The 18,467-nt window shown below is 27.5% G+C and carries 19 protein-coding genes; all 19 read left to right on the plus strand.

Annotated features, from left to right (window positions below):
- Positions 1-97 precede the first annotated feature (97 nt).
- Positions 98-2,305 carry a flagellar hook-basal body complex protein gene (locus ACRYA_RS01670; protein ID WP_105917840.1) on the plus strand — a complete coding sequence of 736 codons (2,208 nt, stop codon included), beginning with the start codon at positions 98-100 and terminating at the stop codon, positions 2,303-2,305.
- Between the two features lie 62 nt (positions 2,306-2,367).
- Positions 2,368-2,694 (plus strand): hypothetical protein, encoded by a 327-nt coding sequence (locus ACRYA_RS01675; RefSeq protein WP_105917839.1) that lies wholly within the window; start codon positions 2,368-2,370, stop codon positions 2,692-2,694.
- A gap of 7 nt (positions 2,695-2,701) precedes the next feature.
- Positions 2,702-4,732: a tetratricopeptide repeat protein gene (locus tag ACRYA_RS01680; RefSeq protein WP_228199765.1), complete on the plus strand. Its 2,031-nt coding sequence runs from the start codon at positions 2,702-2,704 to the stop codon at positions 4,730-4,732.
- Positions 4,733-4,788: 56 nt separating this feature from the next.
- Complete coding sequence (locus ACRYA_RS01685) at positions 4,789-5,103, plus strand: flagellin (RefSeq protein ID WP_105917837.1); 315 nt, start codon at positions 4,789-4,791, stop codon at positions 5,101-5,103.
- A gap of 16 nt (positions 5,104-5,119) precedes the next feature.
- Complete coding sequence (locus ACRYA_RS01690) at positions 5,120-5,983, plus strand: FliM/FliN family flagellar motor switch protein (RefSeq protein ID WP_105917836.1); 864 nt, start codon at positions 5,120-5,122, stop codon at positions 5,981-5,983.
- 1 nt (position 5,984) lies between these two features.
- A complete protein-coding gene (locus ACRYA_RS01695; RefSeq protein ID WP_105917835.1) occupies positions 5,985-6,302 on the plus strand; it encodes a rod-binding protein in 318 nt (105 codons plus the stop codon).
- Between the two features lie 3 nt (positions 6,303-6,305).
- Entirely contained in the window at positions 6,306-6,683 is a 378-nt protein-coding gene (locus ACRYA_RS01700; RefSeq protein WP_105917834.1) for a hypothetical protein, read from the plus strand.
- A complete protein-coding gene (locus ACRYA_RS01705) occupies positions 6,667-7,062 on the plus strand; it encodes a hypothetical protein (RefSeq protein ID WP_105917833.1) in 396 nt (131 codons plus the stop codon). The genes ACRYA_RS01700 and ACRYA_RS01705 overlap by 17 nt, the downstream gene beginning before the upstream one ends.
- On the plus strand, positions 7,059-8,213 hold the full coding sequence (gene flhF, locus ACRYA_RS01710; RefSeq protein WP_105917832.1) for a flagellar biosynthesis GTPase FlhF: 1,155 nt from the start codon (positions 7,059-7,061) through the stop codon (positions 8,211-8,213). The genes ACRYA_RS01705 and flhF overlap by 4 nt, the downstream gene beginning before the upstream one ends.
- Positions 8,213-9,034: a P-loop NTPase gene (locus ACRYA_RS01715; protein WP_105917831.1), complete on the plus strand. Its 822-nt coding sequence runs from the start codon at positions 8,213-8,215 to the stop codon at positions 9,032-9,034. The genes flhF and ACRYA_RS01715 overlap by 1 nt, the downstream gene beginning before the upstream one ends.
- A gap of 14 nt (positions 9,035-9,048) precedes the next feature.
- Complete coding sequence (locus ACRYA_RS01720) at positions 9,049-9,435, plus strand: hypothetical protein (RefSeq protein ID WP_105917830.1); 387 nt, start codon at positions 9,049-9,051, stop codon at positions 9,433-9,435.
- Between the two features lie 16 nt (positions 9,436-9,451).
- Positions 9,452-9,772 (plus strand): flagellar hook-basal body complex protein FliE, encoded by a 321-nt coding sequence (gene fliE / locus ACRYA_RS01725; RefSeq protein WP_105917829.1) that lies wholly within the window; start codon positions 9,452-9,454, stop codon positions 9,770-9,772.
- Between the two features lie 15 nt (positions 9,773-9,787).
- Positions 9,788-10,255: a flagellar basal body rod protein FlgC gene (gene flgC, locus ACRYA_RS01730; protein ID WP_105917828.1), complete on the plus strand. Its 468-nt coding sequence runs from the start codon at positions 9,788-9,790 to the stop codon at positions 10,253-10,255.
- A 10-nt stretch (positions 10,256-10,265) separates the two neighbouring features.
- The gene (locus tag ACRYA_RS01735) at positions 10,266-12,224 is read left to right on the plus strand and encodes a flagellar hook-length control protein FliK (RefSeq protein ID WP_121443267.1); all 1,959 of its coding nucleotides are present in this window, start codon (positions 10,266-10,268) and stop codon (positions 12,222-12,224) included.
- Positions 12,224-12,973 carry a flagellar biosynthetic protein FliR gene (locus ACRYA_RS01740; RefSeq protein WP_105917826.1) on the plus strand — a complete coding sequence of 250 codons (750 nt, stop codon included), beginning with the start codon at positions 12,224-12,226 and terminating at the stop codon, positions 12,971-12,973. The genes ACRYA_RS01735 and ACRYA_RS01740 overlap by 1 nt, the downstream gene beginning before the upstream one ends.
- Positions 12,974-12,981: 8 nt before the next feature.
- Complete coding sequence (gene flhB, locus ACRYA_RS01745; RefSeq protein WP_105917825.1) at positions 12,982-14,031, plus strand: flagellar biosynthesis protein FlhB; 1,050 nt, start codon at positions 12,982-12,984, stop codon at positions 14,029-14,031.
- 3 nt (positions 14,032-14,034) lie between these two features.
- Entirely contained in the window at positions 14,035-16,035 is a 2,001-nt protein-coding gene (locus ACRYA_RS01750) for a tetratricopeptide repeat protein (RefSeq protein ID WP_105917824.1), read from the plus strand.
- Positions 16,032-17,336: a flagellar protein export ATPase FliI gene (gene fliI, locus ACRYA_RS01755; protein ID WP_105917823.1), complete on the plus strand. Its 1,305-nt coding sequence runs from the start codon at positions 16,032-16,034 to the stop codon at positions 17,334-17,336. The genes ACRYA_RS01750 and fliI overlap by 4 nt, the downstream gene beginning before the upstream one ends.
- Positions 17,333-18,463 (plus strand): flagellin family protein, encoded by a 1,131-nt coding sequence (locus ACRYA_RS01760; RefSeq protein WP_105917822.1) that lies wholly within the window; start codon positions 17,333-17,335, stop codon positions 18,461-18,463. The genes fliI and ACRYA_RS01760 overlap by 4 nt, the downstream gene beginning before the upstream one ends.
- Positions 18,464-18,467: the final 4 nt, after the last annotated feature.

Genomic DNA, 18,467 nt, shown 5'->3' on the forward strand with positions numbered 1-18,467 from the left:
ATAAACAATTTGTTTATACTTTTGTATAAATTTCATATAAATTTTATGCAAAAGTATGAACATTTATGTTCATTTACCTTAATATAAAGGATTAGTCATGATAGGTGCATTATGGACTGGAATATCAGGATTAGCAGCACATCAAACAGCATTGGATAATGAATCAAATAACATTGCCAATGTAAACACTGTTGGTTATAAAGCAGGAAGAATTTCTTTTGCGGATCAAATTTACCAAGGACAAATTGGTAAAGGATCATTTGTACAAGATGCAGAGAAGATTTTCGTAACAGGTGGTTCAAAAATCACAGGAGTTGAGTATGATGTTGCTTTACAAGGTGATGGATTTTTCACTGTAATAAATAAAAATACACTTGGAACTGCAGAGACATTTTATACAAGAGCTGGAAATTTCCGTATGGGACAAAGTGGTACTTTACAAAATCCAGATGGATATGAGGTTCAAGGTTGGGCAATGAGTTCAATTGACCAAAAAAATGATGTAAAGAGTACAAATCAAAATGCTACAAGGTTTACAGATTCTTATATTAAAAATCTGGGAAATAGTATTATTAGACATGGAGATTTTATTGAAACAATTGCAGCAAAGGCTACAAATTTTGATGAGACTGCAAAATCAGACGCTACGTCTGTATTTAGTGGAGCTGGAGCAAAAACAAAAGCCGCAAAGCTAAAAGATATAGACCTTGCGATGGCTGATTATAATGCTTGGCTTCAAAAGTATAAAGATGATCCAACTTTACCATCAGCTGGTTCTATTGCACAAGTTTCTCAGGTAAACTTTAGAACAGGAGTTCCTCCTACTTCAATTATTGGGAAAGATGGTGACTCTATAAGAGTAGTTATTGATGGACAAAATTACGATGTAGATTTTATTCCAACTAAAACAACGGATGATTATAGACAACAGCTTTGGACACAGCTTACTGCATCTGGAGAAGTTGCAACATACGGTATTGTAAATCCTACTAACCTTATTGCTCCTTTTCCAAATGGACCAATAGCAACGCAAGAGATAGCAGATACAGAAATTGCAAAATATGACCAATTAGCTGGTAAAATAAATACTTATAAAGCTATGGCTGATAAAATTTCTAATTCAAATGCTGGTGGAATGGTTGCTTATATGGCAAAAGATAGTTTAGCGCCAACTGCTGATACATTAAATCCAAATGGTATGTATGAAGAGAGTACAAAATTAGCAGATATGTTAAGAGGAGTTATTCAAATAAAATCTTTAATTCCTGGAAAAGATTTTAAAATAACAGAAGTATCAGAACACTCAGGAGCAAATCAAAATGTATCTGTAAAAGGATCACACCAAACAACAGCTGCCGCAGTCTCAGGTTCTGGAAAAGCTGCTATAGAATCAGCTAGAGAAGCACTTTCAAGACTTGTAACTGGAAATCAACAAAGTGTTTATACTACTCAAGAGCTATATGGAAATGCAACTTCAGCAACTTCTACAAGAGATTATAAATTTAACATAGAAATTTTTGATAAAGATTTAGGTTATGTAATTCCAGTTCCAAATAATGGAGGAACTCCACCACAGCCTGTAAATATTACTTTTGGTACAGGAGCAACAGCACCGTATGATGATATGACAATAGATGGTATAGTAAACTCAATAAATAATTTAAGAACAGCTTCTGGACCACAATTAGGTGATTATATTATTGCAAAAAATGTAAATGGAAACTTGGTATTAGAAACAAAGGATTCTAGTTATGATTTAGAGTTTGATGCTAAACTAACATATGATGATCCTAATCCAGCACCAGGTGTTAATGATGTATTTATAGAGATAAATGCTGATTACTCTGGAAGAAGAGGTGCAGGAGGTGAGTTTATGGAGATAACTACAAGAGTTGATCAAACTTCTACTCAAAATAGTCTTCAACTAAGATTAGATGTTTTAAATATCTCTGATAGTAAATTTGGACAATTTAGTATAGATGACACAGGACTTGTAACTATAAAAGAAGGTGGAGTTGAGTATGCTGTTGGTCAAGTTTCAATTGCAAGATTTACAAACAACAGAGGACTTGAAGCTGCTGGAAATAACAACTTTCAAAGAACTCAGGAGTCTGGAAATGCAATTTATAGTATAAACAACAATAATACAGCAGGTGTAAAAGGACAAGCACTAGAACTTAGTAAAGCAGATTTAAGTGAAAGCTTAGTAAACTTAATGGTATTTCAAAGAGCTTTTGAAGCAAATGCGAAATCTATAACAACATCAGATGAGCTTTTAAGTACACTTATTAACTTAAAAAGATAGTATTACAAATAGAGCGAGATTTTTTCTTGCTCTATTTAAATATATTAATTATAGGAAAGAAATTGGATTTTTTAATATCAACAGTTTTATCTATCGTTTTGCTTTACTTTATTTCAAGTACAAGTGCCTATAAATCAATGTATAAAAAAATGAAAGAAGAAAAAGAGATTATAGATGAAGAGGTTACAAAGCTTGAAACTTTAATTCAAAGATATGAAAAGCAGGTAAAAATAGGTACAAGTAGTCTTAAAAATAATCAAGAAAATCTACAAGTTGCACGTGACGATTTACAAAATCTTAGACTTGAAAATATCACTTTAAAAAATAAAATCAATGATTTACAAAGAAGAAATGAAGAGTTATTTGCTCAGGTAAATGCAATTATTTAGGAATAATTTGAAAGAATCTATATACAAAATAGTTATAATTTTTTTTATACTAAATAATTTTTTATATGCAAATATTATAGAATCTCAACCACAAATAATTTTTGAATTAGAAAAACTAGAAGCTTCAAATGAAAATTTGGAGATACAAGTTGATTTTAATAAAGCAGTTTTACACTTTAGAAAAGGTGAATACAAAGATGCTTTAAGACTTTTTGAAAGAACTTCAAAAGTTTTTGAAGCACCATCACTTTTGAATATGGGAATAATATATTACAAACAAAAAAATGAAGAAAAAGCAAAAGAGTTTTTTAATAAAATCTATTCAAAAAAGACAAATCTAATAAATCAACCATACTCATTTATATCATCTTGTTACTATCTTTTTGAAATAACTAAAGATGATAAATATATGCTAGATTTAGTAACAATTTTTCAAAATAGCAAAAAATTAAGTGAATACAACGAGCTTATTACAGATATTAAAGATGCTATTTTGAAAGAGTTGGCAAATAGATATTTGATGATAGAGGATTATGAAAATGCTCTAGGAGCTTTAAATGCGATGAGCTACTCTTTGGATTTGAAAAAAGCTATGATTTTAATAAAACTAAATAATTTTAAAAAAGCTTCAACAATTTTGAAGAAAGTAAGAGAAGAAGAGAAAGATAGTGAAACTTTAAATAAAATATTGTGGATTTCATCATATTCAAGCTTGAAACAAAATAATTTTGAAGATGCACAAGAGATACTTGATTTAATTAATGATAGAAAAAAAGATTTTAATGTAAATATACAAATGCCATTAGAGATATTTTTTAATAAAGATTTATATACATATAAAGATTACTATAAAAGTATTATGAAATTTGATGAAGATAGAATGTATGATTTTATATATTATTTTGCTCCTTTTGTCTTTTCAGATTCAAAAGAGATAATATATGACTCCGTAAAAGGTTTTATATATGGAAAAGCACAAAGTGTAGAGAATTTAGAAAATATGGTTGAATATAATACAAAATTTATTCGTTTGGTAAAACAAGATCCAATAAAACGGGTAAATGAATTAAAAAATATTATAAAAACAGATTCTAAAGCCTATATTTATTATAACTTAGGTCTATCTTATGCTCAAATAAATGATTTTACAAATGCTTATAAAAATTTTGAAAAAGCTTATAAACTAAGTCCTGGTAATAAGTTATATTCAGTTATGTATCTAATTACTGCAAATAAAACATTTGCTGATATGCCGGATAAGCAAAGAGCTATTTTAGATAAAAATATAAGAGATAGTGGTGGATTATATAGTTATTTTGCAAAAGAGTTATATAAATTATTTATAAATAGTGGTTACAATGTTGTTGAAACAGCACAATCTTATGAAAAAACAGTTTTCTATAAAGCAATAGATTTTTTAAAGAAGATGAACAACAATGAAGATTTAAGTAATCATCAACTTCTTGAAGATTATGAAAGAGATCCTTTTATATATCTTTTAAAACTTGTTCAAAAAAATAGAAGTGAAAATGAGTACAGCTATTCTGCAAGAGTTCAAGATGCAGTAACTTTGAAATACAACAATAATTTTTTAGATAGCTCTCTTATTACTTCAAAATATTATATTGATATACTAAAAGCATTTGGTGTTTTTACAAGAGTAGATTTTAATATAGATGGAAACAACAACCCAAGTTATTTAGTAACAAAAGCATATAGTGATTTATATTTGGGAAAACCACTTAATTCTATTGAGACATTAAAAAGGCTAAAAGATGAGTTTGGATATGAGAATAGATTTACAATGTATCTTTCAACTGCATCATTTTTAGAATCTTTAAGACCAGAAGAAGCATCTATTCAAATATCTTTAATAAAAGCATTTTATAAAGATAAAGATACAGATTTTTTAACTGCGATTCAACTTTTACAAAATATGAATATTTCAAGTGCAAAGCAATTCTTATTAAATAAGTATGATAATCCATATATAGATTTTAGAATTGTTGGTTTTGAAGAGTTTATGCTTTCTTTATAATACTATTTAATTTTTTTTTGTTATAATGTTTTAAAATTCTTACAAAGGAGTCTCTTATGGAAGTTGGAAGAGTAGCACAAATTGATAATGCAAAACAAAACTATGAAATTAAGACAAAACAAGTAAGTAATGTTGAAGAAAAAGTTAAAACAATACAAGAAGATGAGTATAAAAAAAATGCTTCAAAGGATCCAGCAAGTGAGTTGAATGAAGTTATTTTAGATAATATTCAATTTGGATACAACAAAAAATCAAGAGATTTTTTTGTAAAAATAACAAGAGGCGATATTGAAAATAAATATCCAACAGAAGATATGATGAAAATAAAAGCTTTTTTGATTGAAGAGCTAGAAAAAAGTATTAAAAATTAAAAAAAGGTAACATATTTTGGCATCAGATTTATCAAATGTATTTAAAAACGAGCTATCAAATACGCTAGAACAGTTACTAGGTAAGAAAGCAAAAATTTCTGAAACAAAAAAAATAGATGATAGTTTTGAATCTTCAAGTTTTATAGAAGCAGATGTAAAATTCGATATAAAAGGTTTAAGTTCAGGTATAGTCTTTTATGTTCCTAGTATTAGTGCTACAAAGTTTGAGTATTTAATGCTAGGTGGAATGGGTGATTTAAAAGCAGATATTGATGATGAAACAACAGATGCTGTAAATGAAATAGTTTCAAATATTTGTGGTAGCTTTTGTACTGCTTCAAATGCTCAAGGCATGCCAGATATTGTAGGTATGAAATCTGAGATTAAAGGAACAAAAAAAGTAGAAAAAAGTGCATTAAGTGGAAAAGATATATATATTTTTAATATATCTTTGGATGAAGATGAAACTCCTATTTTAATTAGTTTTGATAAATCATTTTCTACTTTTTTCTCTTTAATTACAGGAGTAAAGGATGAAAAACCAGCAGTTTCTATTCCTGTTTCAGCTCCAGTTACTGTTGCTCCAACTCAAGCAATAGTAGGAGTTCCAAATCCATCTAAAAATCTTGAACTTTTGTACAATGTTAGATTAAAACTAAGCGTAAGATTAGGTACAAAAATAGTTCTTTTAAAAGATATTTTAAGATGGGATGTTGGTGAAATTATTGAACTTGAACAGATGGTAAATGAGCCACTTGAAATTCTTATAAATGGTGTTAAAATAGGTGAGGGTGAAGCTGTAATTGTAGAAGGAAAATTTGGATTAAAGATTAAGAAAATTATAAATGAAGATTTTAAATTAGATAAAATAGGATTGTAAAATGGAGATAAATAGTAGCAATTTATATAACAATGATATTCTAAAAACAAATAAATTTGAAAATTTAAATAGTAGTAGTCTCAAGAATGTTGAAGATAAAGAGTTACGAGAGGTAAGTAATAATTTTGAAGCATTTTTTATAAATCAAATATTGGAAACTTCTTTAAAATCAACTAGTATAGCAGGAGAAGAAGCTGGTAGCGATATTATAAAAGGTATGTATTTGCAATCAATTTCTGATAGTTCTAGTGGTAATTTTGGAATTAGTGATATGCTGTATAACTTTTTATCACAAAATAATAAGAAAGAACAAGGTTAAAATATGGTTGATAAAATAGTCGATAATATGCAACAACTAATACTTGAGTTAAAAAATGCAATAACTCAAGATATAGAAGATATAAAAGCCTCAAAACATGAAGAACTTTTTGGAAGAAATGATAGAAAAAATTCAATTATAAATGAGATTATGAGTCAAAAAGTTGAATTAAACAAAGAGTTATCAACACTTATTCAAAATAATTTTGATGTAAATGTTTATAGAGATAAAGTAAACGAACTTGAAGATGGATTAAGAACTTTGTATGAGTTAAATAAAAAATTAGCAAACATTGTTTTACCAATAAAACAGATGTATAAAGAGCTCTTAGATGAGATAAGTGAGCAATCTGGAGGACAGATTTTTGATATTAAAGCTTAGTTTTTTATCCTTAGTTTTTTCTTCATATCTATTTGCAATTTCTGTTTTTGTAACAAAAGAAGCAATAAAATATGAAGAGAAAATAGATATTTCTAAACTAGAACAAAAAGAGCTTGAGACAATTCCTAGAACTTGTACTCCTTTGACTTTGGAAGATTTACAAAATGGTGAATTTATAACAATACATCATATAAATAAAAACAGTATAGTTTGTCAAAAAAATGTAAAATCTAGTGAAAACAATGAGATAGTCTTTAATTTTGGTGGACTCAAAATAGTAAAAAAAGGAAAAATTATTTATGAAAATGAAGAGTTTATAAGATTTAAGAATTTAGATGGAACTATTGAACAAATATATAAAGATGGAAGACAAAAATGAATAGACTCTCTTTTTTAGGGGAAACACCAACAGAAGCCTTAAGAAATGCTCAAATAGAGTGTGGTGAAGAAGCTATTGTAATCTCTACAAAAAAAATTGCAAATGCAAATGGTTATAATAAAGATATGTATGAGATAGTTGTTGCTGTTGAAGATGATGAGATTCAAAAAAATATGGAGTTTACAAAAACAGCAATTGCAAAAGCGATAGTTGAATCTGAGCCTATAAAAGCACAAATTTATGACTATAAAGAGGAGATTTTAAAAATGCAATCTCTTCTTGAGCAAGTTCAAAAAACTCTTTGGAAGCCAAAAAGCCAACTATATGACTTACTTATTCCTCCTGAATTTATAGATGTTTATACTATTTTTGAAAAAAATGAATTTGATAGTGAGATGACATACACTATTATGAAAAAAACAATAAAAGAGCTTCCTGTTTCACTAAAATCAAACCAAAAAAAAGTAAATGATTTTTTTAAATTAGTTTTAAGAAGAGTTATTCCTATTAAAATGGAGCAACCTTTAAGAAAAGAGCAGAGAAAAATTATGATGATGGTAGGTCCTACAGGAGTTGGTAAAACTACAACTATTTCAAAGCTAGCTGCAAGATTTGCTTATAAAATGGAACAAAATCATAAAGTTGGTGTTATTACTTTAGACTCCTTTAGAGTTGGTGCAATAGAACAGTTACAAGCATATACAAATATTATGAGACTTCCTTTGGAAATAGTTAAAAAACCTGAAGATTTAACAGAAGCACTTTTAAGGCTTAAAAATTGTAGTTATATATTTATTGATACAGCAGGTTCTAGCCAATATGATATTGATAAAATAGAACTTATAAATGAGTACAGAAAGCATGTATATGAGCTTCCTATTGAAAAAACTTTGGTTCTTCCTTCAAATGTAAAGCATAGCGATTTGATGGAGATTTATAAAAATTATTCAATACTTGATATTGATAACCTTATTTTTACAAAATTAGATGAGACAAAAAGTTTTGGAAATGTTATATCTTTTTCACATAAAACAAAAAAATCAATAACATATTTCTCTATTGGACAAAATGTACCAGATGATTTAATAGCAGCAGATGCTTCTTTTTTAATAGATTGTTTTATGAATAATGAGTGCAGTAAGGAGATATAATGCTTGATGTTAAGTTCTCTCAGGCTGAAAAATTAATAAATCTTACTTCAAAAGTAAATAGTGAAGTAAAAAGTTCAAAAACAAAACTTTTGACAATAACATCAGGAAAAGGTGGAGTTGGAAAATCCACTTTTACAGCAAATTTTGCTTATATATTATCTCAAAAAAATCTACGAGTATTGGTTTTGGATGCAGATATAGGCTTAGCAAATATGCAAGTACTTTTTGATGTAAAACCAGTAGTTACTCTATTTGATTATATTAATGGGCATAAAAGATTGCAAGATGTAATAATAGAAACAAAATATCCAAATTTATCTTTAATTGCTGGAAAAAGTGGTTATCAATATGTAACGAATAGTAGTAGTTTTATATTCTCTAGATTAGTGCAAGATATATTAGATTTAGATTTTTATGATATTTTAATTGTTGATACTGGAGCTGGATTAAATGACTATGTAAAAGAGTTTTTAAAAGTATCAACAAATATTTTGGCTATAACTTCAACAGATCCTAGCGCTTTAACTGATGTGTACTCTTTGATAAAAATGTTAGCAATTGATAAAAAGAGTTTAATGCTTTGTTTTAATCACACAAAAAATGAGCTAGTTGGTGAGACAATTTCAAACTCTTTGATAAATTTAGCTAAAAAAAACAGATTAAAAAGTGAATTTGTGATAAAATATATAGGAAGTGTACCAAGTAGTGAAAACATTACAAAAATAGCTAGATCTAGAAAGATATTTGTAAATGAGTTTCCACAAGAAGAAGCAGCTATTAAGTTGCACAATATTGTAAATGGTGTTTTAAGAAATATTTAAAAATCGGAGTTTAAGTGGTAGTAGAAAGATTTTCACAAAATCTAATAAATACTGGAATATTTAGAATATATATAGCAATTGGTTTTTTTGCTACAATAATATTTTTTACATTCAACGCAGAACTTTTTTCACCCCTTCAAATGCTTTTTGGGGCTATTTTAGTTACTGTTACTTTAAAAGGTTTTAGTAACTTAATGCTATCTTTTATAGTTAACAATTTTAGCTTAGACCAAAAACGAATGGATTTTGACAATAGATATAATGAAGATAAAATAAGCTTACTTTTAAATCAACTTGCTACAAAAGATATGAGAGAACATAAAGAAAATGAAGATTTATCGAATGAACAATTACCGCAAGAGGTAGTTAATGAAGATAAAAAAGAAGAAGCTACAAGCTAAAATAGGAGAATAGAAAATGAGTATAGTAGGTGCTATAAACTATTTAAATCCATTACAAGGTATTGATAGTGCAAATGTAAAACAAAGTGAAACTTTAGGTGAAAGTCAATATGCCGATAAATCTTTTAAAGATTTATTAAATGGAGCTGTAAAAGAGGTAAATAATTCTCAAATAGAGGGTTATAACTCTATGAAAGAGATTGCAACAGGAAAAGTTGTAAATCTTCAAGAAGCTGTTCAAAAAATTGAAGAAGCAGAGTTAAGCCTTAAATTGGGATTAGAAGTTAAAAATAAAGCAATAAATGCTTATAGAGAAATTATGAGAATGCAAATTTAGTAAAAGGAGCAAGTTATGGGTTTTTTTGATGGATATAATGTATCAACTTCAGGAATGAGTGCACAAAGAACAAGAATAAATGTAGTAAGTGCAAATATTGCAAATGCAAAAACAACTCATACTCAAGAGGGTGGACCATATAAAAAGCAACAAGTTATTTTTGAAGATGTTTTAGTAGCAAATAAAACTAGAAGAACAAATTCAAATGATATTGAAATAAACAATTCACCGCAATCAGATTTAGCTCTAAGAGCTGTTGGAGTAAAAAAGATAATTCATACAGATGCGCAACCTGTATTAAGATATGACCCAACTCATCCAGATGCAAATGAAAAGGGTTATGTAGCATATCCTGATATAAATCCTGTTATTGAAATGGTTGATTTAATAGAAGCTATGAGATCTTATGAAGCAAATGTTACTGCATTTAATACTCATAGAGGAATTGATACAAAAACTCTAGATATTTTAGCTGGAAATTAAGGACTAAAAAATGGCAAATCTAGTTGATATTTTTACACAAACAAGCGGTTTAAAAGGTGAAACAACAGTTTTAAGCACAAGTGAAGATTTACCAAAAGATAAGCCATCTTTATTTGATTCTCTTTTAAAAACTTCAATAGAAGATATTGAAAATAATTCAACACAAAACACAAATTCAAAAATAATACCTCAAAATAATATTTCCAATTTAGAAAACAACTCTTTAGAGAGTGAAGTTTTAGAGATCAATACAAAATTGAGTGCTGAAACTTCTGATTTTGAAACTATCAATTTAGATGAAAATTCAAATAGTGAAGAAGTTATAAAAGATTTATCAAAAAATATAACAAATGATCCAAATATAGATAATATCAAAAAAGATGAGATAAAAGAACCTACAAAAAATATTCAAAATAGTATAAGTAGTAAGAACTCATTATTAGATAGGTTAGTTTTGGAAGTAAAAAATAGTAATTTAGAGCAAGTACATAAAGTTGAGCAAATTTTAAGTGAACCTTTGAAGAGTTTAGAAAATGTTCATATTTTAAATAATGATAAAACTTTTATAAAATCTTTAGATGAAGTAATTGAAGATTTAAAAAGTCAAAATAATTTAGAAGAAAAGTTAGATAGTGACAAAATTATAATTTCTAAAGATGATAAATTAGTAGAGAATATAGAGCAAGAAGTCCTTATAAAAGATATAAATACAAATAATTTGCAAATAAAAGATGAAAACAGTCAAAATCTTGATGTTGTAACTTCAGAAACAACTAAAAACATATCTCAAATAATAGTAAATAGTGATAATACTAAAGAGTTAGAAAATCAAATTCAAACTTCTACAATTTTGAAAGATAATTTAAATTCTGAAAATATTTTAATTGTTGAAGATGAAGTTGTCAAAAATGACGCTATCAAAAATGAAACTGTAAAAAATGAAAATAACTTAAATTCACAAAATATTTTAATTGTTGAAAATGAAGTTATAAAAACTGAAAATAGTACGAAAGTAGATCAAAAATTGTCTCTTATGGATCAGTTAATTCAATCAAATAGTAAAAAAGATATTACAAGAAAAATAGAAGAAGTAACTACTTCAAATCCTCAAAATATAGAACAAACTAATAAAAATTCAAAAGAGATATCTTCAAATATTTTTTTAGCTGACCAAAAAAATAGTTTGAATAATCAACTACTTTTTAATAAAAATGAAGCAATAAATATTCTAAAAAATGCTTCAAGTGTTGAAGATATAGAAAAAAGTGCGAATATATTAGATTTAGATGCAAATAATTTGGAAGTTGAGCAAAATATCTCTAGTGAGAGTTTAAATAATTTAAGCGTAGATGAAAAAGAGGTTTTAGATAGAAAGAATATTTTAAATAGTATTTTAAATGAAAAAGATGTAAGAAGTGTAGATGTTAGAAATCTTATAACAAACTCAATAGAGGCTTCAAAAGCTCTTTTAGAAGATACTATAAATATTGTAGATGATAAAATTTTGGATATTCAACCAAATTTGGTAAATTCAATTCAATCAAGAATTGTTGGTGCAAAACAACAAATGGCCTCTATGATGTCAGATGTTGCAAGGCAGATGTATGAAAACTATAAGCCACCAGTTACTGTTTTTAGAATGAATTTAAATCCAGGAGATTTGGGAACTATTTCAGTTTTAATGAAACAAGATAGATCAAGTGGGTTAACTATTAATATGAGTGTTTCTAATATTGCAACATTAGAGCTTTTGATGGAAAATCAAAATATGTTAAGAAACTCTTTGGCAAAAACATTTAATGACAATGCAAACTTCAATCTTGATTTCTCAAAAGGTGAAGGTGGTCAAAGTCAAGGAGACTCTTCAAGTAATCAAAATCAAAGAGATAAAAGAGATTCAAATACTCAAGAGATATTAAGGATTAAAAAAGAAAACAAAGATTACGAAGAAAAAAACGATTATATGTAATGGAAGAGTTTTTCTCACTTTTAAATGAAGATGTACTGGTTAAGTTTCTTCTTCTTTTTGCAAGGGTAGTATCTTTTGTAGCATTTATGCCAGTTTTTGGGCATACAGCGATAAGTGTTACTATAAGAGTAGCTTTTGCTTTTTATTTAGTAATTTTTCTTTTTCCATTTATTGGCGATATCAAATATATAAATGAATCTTCTTTTATAGTCTCTTTATTATCTGAAATAACTTTGGGATTAGTTGCTGCGATGCTTGTAAATATAATATTTTCATCTGTTAAAATTATAGGTGAATTTGTTGAGTATTCAACTGCTTTGTCTATGGCTATGATGTTTGATCCAACAACAGGTTCTCAAGAAGGATTAATAGCAAAACTACTATTTTGGGTATCATTAATGCTATTTTTCCAAACAGGAATGTATGAAATGACATTGGTTTTATTAGCAAAAAGCTTCTCTATGATACATTTAGGAACTTTTGATATATTCTCTATTAATGGTATAAAACTTGCTATTGGTGAGATTAATAGAATGTTTGCATTTGCATTTACTTTTGCTTTACCTCTATTTTTTATAGGATTTATTTTGGATGTTTATTATGGTTATGGTACAAAATCAATGCCAGCATTTTCTCCATTTATTATCACTTTTCAGTTGAAATTTGCTTTAATATTTTTATTTTTAATATTTGGTTTAGAAATATTTTTTGAAGCATTTACAAACTATTTTATTAGTAAATTTGAGTAGGAAATTTTATGGCTGATGATGAAGAAAAAACTGAAGAACCCACATCCAAAAAGATAGAAGATGCCAGAAATGAAGGAAATGTAGGTAAATCTGCTGAGGTAGCTGGTGCTGTTATTTTAACTTTGGGTTCTGTTTATTTAATATTTCTTTCAGGATTTACATTTTTAGAGATAAAAAAAGTAATGTTATATATATATGGCTTTATTGGACAAGAGATAGACGAAAGCACATATTTTACAATTACAGTTACAGTTGCAACAACACTTGTGAAAGCTTTGGCTCCTATATATTTGTTAGTATTTGTTTTAGCTCTTGCTAGTAACTGGATGCAGTTTGGGTTTATTGCAACTCCTTTGAAACTTGATTTACAAAAACTAGATCCAATAAAGGGTATGGGAAATATTTTTAGTTTAAAAAAATTAATGGAGGCGCTTAAATTAACTCTGAAATTATCTGTAATAGTTTGGGTTATGTTTTTACTTTTTGCATTGACATATCAAGATTTTTTGATAATGATGAATAAAGAGTTAAATGCAACTATTGAAGCTATGATAGATTTGATTATTATATTTGTTTTTACTATTTTGTTTATTATCATTATTTTTGCTATAATAGATTTCTATTTTTCTAAACATTATTATATGAAATCTTTGAAAATGAGTAAACAAGAGATTAAAGATGAGTATAAAAATATGGAAGGAGACCCTCAAGTTAAGGGAAGAATTCGTAGAATTCAAATGCAAATGGCACAAAAAAGAATGATGAGTAGTGTTCCTGATGCCGATGTTGTTATTACAAATCCAACACACTATGCTGTTGCTTTAAAATATGATAGTTCAAAAAATCAAGCTCCTTTACTTGTTGCAAAAGGTATAGATTTTTTAGCTTTAAGAATAAAAGAGATAGCAAAAGAAAATAGTGTAACTATAATAGAAAATCCAAGTCTTGCAAGAGCTTTGTATGATCAAATTGAGTTAGAAAGAGAAGTTCCTTCAGAGTTTTATAAAGCAATTGCAGAGATTTTCTCTTATGTTTATGAATTAAAGAAAAAAAGGTAAAATTTGAGATTTTTAACTATATTTATACTTCTTATTTCTCTTCTAAATGCTAAAGATAGAGATTTTTATTATAGTTTTATAGATTCAAATGGAAAACAAATTCCAACAAAAACAAAAGAGACAATAATAAATACTTTAAATCAATTAGATGATGTTAAAGCAATAGCACTTGATGGAAAACTTTTTGAGGCTTTTGAAAAATTAAAAATTATAAAAGATAACAATAAGGTATCACTTTTAAATTCAGATATTTTAATACTTTACTCTGAATTAGTTTTAAAAACAAACTCAAAACAGCATATAAGTAGCGCTGCAAATGAGTTGGAAGTAGCTATAAATTCATCACTTATAGATCAAGAAGATTTATTAAAAGCTTATTTGATTTTGATAGATTTAAAGATAAATATAAATAAAGTAGAAGATGCAAGATATTATGCTCAAACAGTAGTAGATATCTTTGATGATGAAGAGGCAAAAGCAAAAGGAAAAATATCTTTAGCAAAGATTTTTAAATATCAAAAAGACTATAAAAAGGCTTCAAAATCAATTTTTGAAGTCTTAAGCGATACACAAGATAAAAATATTGCTTCAATTGCTGCAAATGAACTTTTTGATATATATTTACTTGAGGGAAGAAAAGAAGAAGCAAGTGAGCTTATGCGACAACTTTTGTTGACAAATCCATCTTTTTACTCTAGTGATTATATATTAGCTAATCAAAGAGTGGATTTACTTTTAAAGCTAGATATGAAAACTTTTGCTATAGATATATTAAAAAACTTAATAATAACTTCAAAAAAAGATGATATTTTAGAACAAACAAAGTATAAATTAGCAAATTTATATATGAGTTTATACGACAAAACCGATAACTACTTAAATCTTGCAAAGATTCTATATAAAAATATTATTGATAACTATCCAAAAAGTGAAAATTTTGATAATTCATCTATGTTTTATGATGAAATAAAAATGAGGCAAAAGGCTATTTTACCAAATGTAGTAGCTGATAAATATCCAGAAAATGAGGCTATGCAAAATAAAGCACTTCTTCAAGAGTTGGTTAATAATAATTTTAATAAAAAATATGAAGATGTAATAAAAATGAAAAGAATTTATAAAGATATTCCAAAAGATATATTAAAGAGATTTGGTTATGAAAATGTTGATGAACTTTTAGATATAGCACATTTAGGGCTTATAAAAGAGTATTTAAAAGAGCAAGATTGCATCAAATTAAGTTATATTTTAAAAGATTTAAAAACAGATCTTTTTAAAGATATAGTTAGCGATGATAGTTTAAAAAATGAGTTTATTAAATGTATTAGAGAAGTTCCATCTATTGAGAACTATAAGCAAATTAAAAATATCTTTAAAGATTCAAAAGATTTAGATATTTATCTTATTTTGGAAGCTATGGCTCTCGATGTTGAAGAGATAGATGATGCTTTGTATTACTCATCAAAAATAGAAAAATCAAAACATAAAGAGATTTTAAAAGAAGAGTTTTTGTATAAATATCAGATTTTAAAAATTGATAATAATTCAGTAAAATTAGACAAGTTTTTTAAGAATAGTTTGGAAAATAATGATTTAATTGAAGCAAATATAGAAAAACCAATAATTATTGATTTTTATTATGATTTATATCTATATTTAATAAAAGAGGGAAAAGAGGAAGAGGCATTTAAGATTTTAAATTCTTTAAATAATAAGCAAAATGAGTTTAAAGCTTTTGTTTATTCTCCTTTTGTAGAGAGCGAATTATCAAGATTATTAAAAAAACAAAATAATTTTCAAGATGCAGTAAACTATCTTATACAAGCTTTACAACATGCTAAAAATATAAAACCAGATGTTGAGATAAAACTTTACTATGATATTTTAACTTTATATGATAATTTAGGGCAAAAAGAACAAAAAGTGATATATTTAGAAAAATGTAAAAATGTAAATATAGAAGATAATTTTTATAAAAATATGTGTAACGGAATGAATCCATGAATATAGATGATATTATTGATAGCATAGATTCAAACAATTTAAATATAGCTTTTGGAAGAGTTGTAAATATTTCAGCTGTTACTTTAACTGCTATTGGTTTAGATGTTGCTGTTGGAGATATTGTAAGAATTGAATCTGTACAAAAACTATATACAGTTTTAGGAATGGTTACAGTTTTAAATGATAGCTTGTTTGTTATAGTTCCATTTTCATTTATTGATGGTTTTAAGATAAATGATAAAGTATTTTTACAAAGAGATGGACTTACTATAAAGTGTGGGAATGGTCTTTTAGGAAGAGTTCTAAATGCCTTAGGAGAGCCTATTGATGATTTAGGAAAAATAAGAGATTTAGATACAAATGCTCCTATAAATAAAGAGAGTATGTCACCACTTGATAGGGGAATTATTGATCAAAAGTTTGCAACAGGCGTAAAAGCTATTGATTCTATGCTTACGTGTGGAAAAGGTCAAAAAGTAGGTATTTTTGCTGGAAGTGGAGTTGGAAAATCAACTCTTATGGGAATGATAGTTCAAGGATGTGAAGCAACTATTAAAGTAATTGCACTTGTTGGAGAAAGAGGAAGAGAAATACCTGAATTTATTCACTACAATTTAAACAACAATTTAGAAAATACTGTAATTGTGACTGCAACTTCAGATGAATCACCATTAATGCGAAAGTATGCTGCTTTTACAGCTATGAGTGTAGCTGAATACTTTAGAGATAAAGGTCATGATGTACTTCTTATGATGGATAGTGTTACTAGATTTGCAATGGCTCAAAGAGAAATAGGTTTAAGTACAGGAGAACCACCAGTAAGTAGGGGATATCCACCATCAGTTTTTGCTCTTTTGCCACAACTTATGGAGAGAGCTGGAAATAGTAAAAAAGGCTCTATTACAGCATTTTTTACAGTTTTAGTTGATGGTGATGATTTAAATGATCCAATTGCAGATCAAAGTAGGTCTATACTTGATGGACATATAGTGCTAACAAGAGATTTAACAGAACAGGGGTTTTATCCACCAATAAATATATTAAAATCAGCTTCAAGGGTAATAGATAAGGTTGTAACAAAAGAGCATTATAATGATTTTTTAAAGTTAAAAAGAGTATTATCGCTAATAAAAGAGAATGAAGTTTTAATTAGAGTTGGTGCATACAAAAAAGGTATGGATCTTGAGTTGGATAATGCAATAGCAAAAAAAGAGAAGGCAAGAGAGTTCCTTACTCAAGGAACTTTGGAAAAGTACTCTTTTGATGAGATTATTGCAAATTTAAGAAAGGTGTTAATATGATATCATTAAATTCTACAACATACAGATTAGGAAATCTAGATAATTATCAAGCAAAACTTAATTTTCAAATGGGTGGAAGTAAACTTCAATTTGGAAGCGACGATTCTGTTACTTTTGGAAGATTAACTCATACAGAGGATAAAATAAAAACTCAAAAAGGAATTATAGAGCAAATAGAAAGAGCTGATGTTTTAAATAATACATCAGATACTGCAATGAAAGAGGTTAAACTTCTTTTAGAAAAGATAAAAGCAGAAGAGCTAATAAAAGCAAATACTTCTACAACTAGTATAGAAGGTCTTGAGGCAATTGCTGGAGTTATTGAAGGTTATAAACAAAATTTATTTAATCTAGCAAATACTCAAACAGAAGGTCAATATGTTTTTGCAGGAAGCGATGCTTCTGTTAAGCCTTTTTCTATGGATGCATCTGGAAAAGTAACATACAATGGAGATGCAGATTTAAGAAAAGTTGCAGTTGATGAGGGCTCTTACAGAGAAAGAGGAATAAATGGTATAGATGCTTTCTTTTATGTTGCCGATAGTGCTTCAAAAGGTGGTACATTAACTTTTAAAGATGGTGATAGAATTACAGACCAAGATGGAAAAGAGTGGGTTTTTGATAATGTTGCAAACACACTTACAAAAACAAACTGGGATGGTTCAACTCAAACATTAGCAGCTACTCCTCCCGTTGCTCCAGCAACTGAGTATACAACTACTGTGCCAAATACCGATGGTACAAAATTTGAAGCAAGAAGAAATATGTTTGACATGTTAGATGAAGCAATTAGTAGTTTAAGAGGTCTTGATAGTTTAGGAAATCCTACTTTAACTTATGAAGATAGAAGAGCTGGTATCTCAAAAGCTATTGATGAATCTACAAAAGCTTATGATACAACTATTATTGCACATTCAGAGTTGGGAGCAAAAAATAAAACTTTTGAAGTATCAAAAGAGAGAGCTGAATCTAAAATTACGCAACTAAGTATTCTTGAAAAAGAGCTTGGAAATTCAAATTTGACAGAAGTTGCTACAGAGCTAAAGGCTCTTGAAATCTCTTATACAGCACTTTACTCAACAATAAATAGAACATTTGAGTTATCTTTAACTAATTTCTTGAAATAAATTA

Origin of the sequence: Aliarcobacter cryaerophilus ATCC 43158 (assembly GCF_003660105.1) — a bacterium.
In the GTDB taxonomy this organism is placed as follows: Bacteria; Campylobacterota; Campylobacteria; order Campylobacterales; family Arcobacteraceae; genus Aliarcobacter; species Aliarcobacter cryaerophilus.